Annotated in this window: 3 protein-coding genes; all 3 read left to right on the top strand. The window is 61.1% G+C overall.

Annotated features, from left to right (window positions below; translation table 11 throughout):
- The coding region (locus JNL55_RS29490; RefSeq protein WP_293863068.1) for an amidohydrolase family protein at positions 1-2,058 on the top strand (2,058 nt) is incomplete at its 5' end.
- A 43-nt stretch (positions 2,059-2,101) separates the two neighbouring features.
- On the top strand, positions 2,102-4,600 hold the full coding sequence (locus tag JNL55_RS29485; protein WP_293863066.1) for a TonB-dependent siderophore receptor: 2,499 nt from the start codon (positions 2,102-2,104) through the stop codon (positions 4,598-4,600).
- Positions 4,601-4,697: 97 nt separating this feature from the next.
- Positions 4,698-6,305 (top strand): amidohydrolase family protein (locus JNL55_RS29480; protein WP_293863064.1); only part of this gene is annotated, 1,608 nt, incomplete at its 3' end.

The raw sequence follows: 6,305 nt of genomic DNA, 5'->3' as shown, positions 1-6,305 counted from the left end.
CGGCTGCCCAATGGAACGCCGCGGCGGCTGACTCAATCGCATTCGGGCTTCCAGCCGAGCTGGTCGGCCGACGGGCGCTTTCTGGTGTATGTGAGTTGGGAAGCAGGCGAGGGTGGTCATGTATGGCGCATCCCCGCTCACGGCGGAGTCGCTCAACGATTGACGCAGGCGCCGGGCTACTACACGGATCCCGTGTTCGACACGGATGGCAAGTCGGTCTACGCGTTGCGCTCCAGCGCCTATGAGCGAACTCAAGTGCAGAAGGGCGAGATGAATGGCTCGCGGCTCGCGGACATCGTGCGGCTCGCTGCGGATGGAACATCGTTCACGGTGCTCTCACAGGAGCCGCAGATTCGCGCTCTGCGCTTCTCACCAGGTTTGCAGCGTCTTTCATTCGAAGGCGAGGACCAGACTCTACAGTCGATACGCACGGACGGTAGCGATCGTCGTTCACACGTTACTCTGCGCGGCATGCCGGGATGGGTCGCGGCGCCGCAGCTCAGCCCAGACGGACGCTGGGCTCTAGCGCCGAAGGGCGGACAGTTATATCTGCTACCACTCACCGAGCCAACCGACCGCATTGATTTGGGAAGCTCTGAGTTTGCTGGGCTGCGCATCTCGGAGCTTGGTGCCGACTATTTCGCATGGGCCGATGGCGGCAAGACCATCACATGGGCGCTGGGTCGAGACTTTCATCGCACCAACCTCGATGCAATCGATCGCACGGCTGGCACCAGCGATACGGTGGTCTCGCGTGGCGTCGAACGCTTCTCCGCTAAGCTCGAAGTGCCGCGTGATATTCCCAAAGGAACGCTGGTGTTGCGAGGCGCCACCGCGATCACCATGCGAGCCGACGAAGTCATCGAGAATGCGGACGTCGTGATCATCGACAATCGGATCGCAGCCGTCGGTCGTGCAGGTCAGGTGCCGGTGCCAAAGAGCGCAGTGGTGCGCGATGTCAGTGGTCGTTTCATCGTGCCGGGGTTCATCGACACTCACGCGCACTGGGTAACCAGTCGCTTCGATGTGCTCGACTTGCAGGCCTGGAGCTTCATGATCAATCTGGCGCACGGCGTCACCGCTGGCCTGGATGTGCAGCCGTTCACTCAGGATGTGTTCGCCTATGCGGACATGATCGATGCCGGCTTTATGGTCGGGCTGCGTACGTTCTCCACCGGCAGAGGCATCGGCTTCAACGGTGAGCGCGTCGGCACTGCGCAGGATGCTCAGTTGATTCAGCGCCGTTATCGTGACGCCTACGAAACCAGGAATCTCAAGGCCTACGGCATCGGCAATCGGCACAACCGACAACTCTTCATCAACGCCGCCGAGTCGCTTGGCATGATGCCCACCATCGAAGGCATCGAGTTGCATGCCGCCATCACCCATGCCATCGACGGCTTTCATGCCAACGAGCACGAAATGGGCTCAGTGCGCTTGTATCGCGACGTGATCGAGCTGTTCGCCCGTACCGGCACCGGCTACAACCCTACCTTGCTGGTGGCCGATGGCGGGCCCCGGGCGCGCAATCATTTTTATGTCACTCAAGCGCCGCATGAGAATCCCAAGATCAACCGCTTCATGCCGCACTTCCTCAACGATCTGAGCACCCGTCAGAGAAACTGGTCGCGCGACGATGAGCAGATCTTCCCCGGCGTGGCGCGTGGCGCACGCGACATCGTACAAGCGGGTGGCCGCGTCGGCGTCGGCAGTCACGGCGAGTTTCAGGGACTGGATTACCATTGGGAGATGCAGGCGCTCGCCAGCGGCGGAATGACGCCGATGCAGGTGTTGCGTGCAGCGACCAAGATGGGCAGTGAGATCATTGGCCGTGCCGAGGATCTCGGGAGCTTGGAGCCCGGCAAGCTCGCCGATCTACTGATCCTCACGCGCGACCCGAGACAGGACATTCGCAATGCTCAGCAGATCGAGTTCGTGATGAAGAATGGACGATTGTACGTGGCAGAGACGCTCGATGAAGTTTGGCCGCGGCAACGGCCCATGCCGCCGGCTTGGTTCACGCGGCAGATGCCGGCGATGAGGATCGGCACTCCATGAACGTCTACTTCATTGCACGTACAACAATCCTGGGGACCGGATCATGACGACGTCATTCAGCGCGCCTGTTCTATGTTTATTCATGTGGAGCGGTAGCGCACTGCTCGCACCCACTGCCTACGCACAAGATGCCTTCCGGTTCGATATTCCGTCGCAATCGTTGTCGCAAGCGTTGCGCGCGGTCGGCCGCCAGACCAACACCAACATCATTTTCGAGCCGGCGCTGGTGGACGGCATGAAGGCGGCGGAACTGAAGGCGGAAGTCACTGCAGAGGCGGCGGTTCGGATGTTGCTCGATGGCACGCAGCTGGTGTTCCAGCGAGCCTCGCCGGACACGATCGTCATTCGCCGTGAGTCCGATGTTTCCAAAGGCGAAGTAACCAGCGGCGATCCAACGGCCAGCCTCGAGACCGTCAATGTGTTTGCTTCGATGGAAGATCCGATGAGCATCGGCTCCAAAGCCGGCCAATCGTTGCGGGAGATTCCCAAGTCGGTGACTCAGGTGACGCGTGAGCGCATCGAGACCCAGAACCTGCAGTCTTTGACGGATGCGCTGACTCAGACCACGGGCATCTCCGTCAGCAAGATGAGTCCGCTGGAAGTTTATTACTACTCCCGCGGCTTCGAAGTGCAGACGGTGGTGCGTGATGGCGGAGCGGCTGGTCACACCGGCACGTTCGGCGCATATCTGTCCGAAAACATGGCGGGATACGAACGCGTAGAAGTGCTGCGCGGCGTGGACGGAATTTACACCGGCGCCGGCGAGCCCGGAGGCGTGGTGAATGCTGTGCGTAAGCGCGCTCGCGCCGAGCCAGCAGTGCAGTTGAGCCTTTCCGGTGGCAGCTGGGATGACTATCGCGGCGAGATCGATGTCACGGGCGGCCTTGCGCAAGATGGTCGATTGCGAGGCCGGTTAGTCGGTTCCTACAACGACAAGAATTACTTCTACGACAACGCGTCGTCGAACAATCTGTATTTCTTCGGCACGGCCGAGTATGACCTGACGCCCACGACGGTGTTGATCGCGGGCGCGAGCTATGAAGACAAGGATGAAGATGGTTTCAACTCCAACGGCCTGCCGCGCTATAGCGATGGCGGCGACCTGAGGTTGCCGCGTAGTACCAATCTCAGCGCGCGCTGGAGTCATTGGTACGCCACCTCCAAAGAGTTCTTCGTCAGAGCCGAGCAGCGCTACGGTGAGACCGGAGTAGTGAAGCTGAACTACACGCACACCGACTTGTCCACCGACTACCGCGCGATGCAGCCTCGCGGCGCCGTGGATCCGGTGACGCTGACCGGAACAGTGGCGAGCGCCTGGACCAGTATCGGTGGCTCGGTGCAGGACATGATTGACCTGTCGAGCAGCGGCAAGTTTGGTCTGTTCGGTCGGCAACACAGCTACACCGTGGGCTTGGATACCTCGAAAGTAGACGGTGGCGGCAGCGGCGCGGCGTATATCACGACCGGCTATCACTGGCTGGATCCCTCTCGTCCCCTGGATGTCTTCAATTTCGATCCCGCGCTGTTTCCGGAGCCGACGCGTGGCGCGCCGCTGTGGAGAAATCCCGAATATGGTCAGGAGCAGAAGGGTGCGTACGCCTCTGTCGGGTTGCAGGTGGCCGAGCCGTTGCGTCTGATGCTGTCCGCCCGCTACGGCAAGTATCGCTACTTCTATTCCCAGCAGAGCTATCAGGGACTCGATACATCGGGAGTGCAGATCTGGTCCTCGCCGCCGTCGCGCACCCGCTATGACGACAGCAAGCTGGTGCCGAGTGCTGCGCTCATCTATGACTTCGCACGCGACTGGACCGTCTATGCCAGCTATGCCGAAACCTTCAAGGTGCAGGCCAACCTGTTGCAGGGACCGTTGCCGGGCACGCCGCTCGATCCGGTGACCGGTGCAGGTTATGAAATCGGCGTGAAGAGCCGTTTGTTCGGCAAGTTGGATTTCTCCGCGGCCATCTATCGCATGGAGCGTAACGGTCAGGGCGTGCGCGATCTGAGCTACCCTTCGCAGAACGGCGCTCTGGGCTCGACTTGCTGTTATCTGGGCGCGGTCGATGTGCGTAGTCAGGGCTTGGACGTGGAGGCCAGCGGCACGGTGCTGCCGGGTTGGCAACTATTCGGCGGCTACACCTATCACACCAACGACGTTTATGGCGATGAGTCGGTGGTAGCCAACTCCAGTCTGCATTGGATGCCCAAGCATCAGCTCAAGCTGTGGACGACCTGGCAGCTGCCAGCCGACTACTCGCGTTGGACGTTGACGGCGGGCGTGGTCGGGCAGTCGGATGTCTACGCGAGCGGGACTGCGTTGGCCGAAGTTGGCGGCAATACTTATGTTCCCTTCCGCTTCGTGCAGGACGCCTACTCGGTCTGGAACGCGTCGGTTCAATATCAGTTCAACGACACCTGGCGCGTTGGCCTGTACGCCGACAATCTTTTCGACGAAACCTACTACTCGGCATTGTCCGGCACCAGCAGCCACAATTTTTATGGCAGCCCGCGAAGCTACATGTTGACGGTGCGTGCCCACTACTGACGGGCCGTTTCCCTCGGCGTTCATTCCGTAGCGGCGGTACGCCGCCGCTACGAGGCTTCGATTACACCATCGCTGCCCGACACTACAGTGCAGTGACATGAGTGCTGTAACAGTGATCCACAGATTGTTTCTTACGCTAGTGGCGGCAATGGCGCTGTCCATTGGCCTGTCCGTCGAGGCAGCGCGCGCGACAGAACAAGCAACAACTTCGCCGCCGCGGTATGCGCTCGTCAATGCTCGTCTGGTGATACGGCCGGGCGAAGTCCTCGAACGCGGCACGCTGCTGATTCGCGCCGATCGGATCGAAGCCGTGGCCGCGCGACTGAGGATTCCAGCAGATGCAATCGTGCTGGATCTGGGTGGGCGCACCGTATATCCCGGTTTTATCGATGCGAACAGTCGCTACGCTCAGCCCAATGAGCAGCCTCGCAACGATGCAACGGTGCGTACCAGTGCTGATCATGAGAACACGTTAGTGTCCTCGGCTCGAGATATTGGCGCCAGCATCCAGCCCGATGCCGAACGCGCTTCCAAGTTGCGTGAGCTGGGTATCACCAGCGTGCTGTCTCAGCCAGGGAACGGAATATTCCGCGGCCAGGCGGCTTTGCTGAGCACGATGGATTCGTCGCATCCGAGCGAGGTGCTGATGGTTCCTCGGCTCGCGCAAGCTCTAGCCTTCGAGGCCTATGCGAACGGCAGCGAGCAATATCCTGTCTCACCGGCGGGTTCCACTGCGTTGATGCGACAGGTTCTGCTGGATGCACGATGGCAGCAGCAGCGACAACGCTGGCTGTCGCGCCAATCCGCGGTCAAGCGCGGAGAGTTGACTGACGAGGTGCCGCCAGCGTTGTCGGCGCTGTGGCCCACGCTCTCCCAGACGCAGCCCGTCATCTTTCAAGCGGACGTTGAAGTGGATCTGGAGCGCGCGGCACGCCTGGCACAGGAGCTCGGTCTGCGCTGGCTCATCAACGGCAACGGCTATGAATATCGACAGGCTGCGATGTTGAAGGCCAGCGGTGCAGGAGTGATCGTCTCGCTGAAGCGACCGTCCAAGCCCGCCGTCGCGAATCCCGATGAAGCGCTGGACGTCTCGCTGTCGGAACTGCAGCACTGGGAGTGGGCGCCATTCAATGCTCGTGTGTTGGCGGAAGCTGGCGTACCGTTCGCGCTGACCAGCGCTGGATTGGACAATCCTGCGACCGAGTTCTGGCCACGACTGCGCGAGGCTGTTGCGAATGGTCTGGCGGAAGAGGTGGCGATGGCGGCGCTCACCGTCGTGCCGGCGTCGCTGCTCGGGATCGCCGATCGTGTGGGCGCACTGGCGCCGCGACGCTCGGCGGACCTGGTGATCGGCGATGCTGATTTGTTTCATTCAAACGCGGCGCGCATCCACGAGGTTTGGACGCGCGGGCAACGTCACATCCTGCGGCTTGGTAAAACCGGTGAAGACATTCGAAATGTCGTGCTGACGGCGGAGCATACAAAACCAGCACTACCGACTGCGTTGCGCTATCCGGTCGGTGAGTACGGTCGCGAGTCTGTGCCTGCTCAACTCGAAAACGTTTTGGTGCGTGGCGCGACTGTGTGGACGCAAGGCGCGCAGGGCGTGTTGCACGATGCGGATCTGTGGGTGCAGCGGGGGCGCATTCGAGCAGTGGGCAAAAATCTCAGCACGCCGGCCGGTGCGACGTCTGTGGATGGTCGT

The sequence above is a fragment of the Steroidobacter sp. genome, from assembly GCF_016790065.1.
GTDB lineage: Bacteria > Pseudomonadota > Gammaproteobacteria > Steroidobacterales > Steroidobacteraceae > Steroidobacter.
This window is presented reverse-complemented; position numbering and strand designations above follow the sequence as displayed.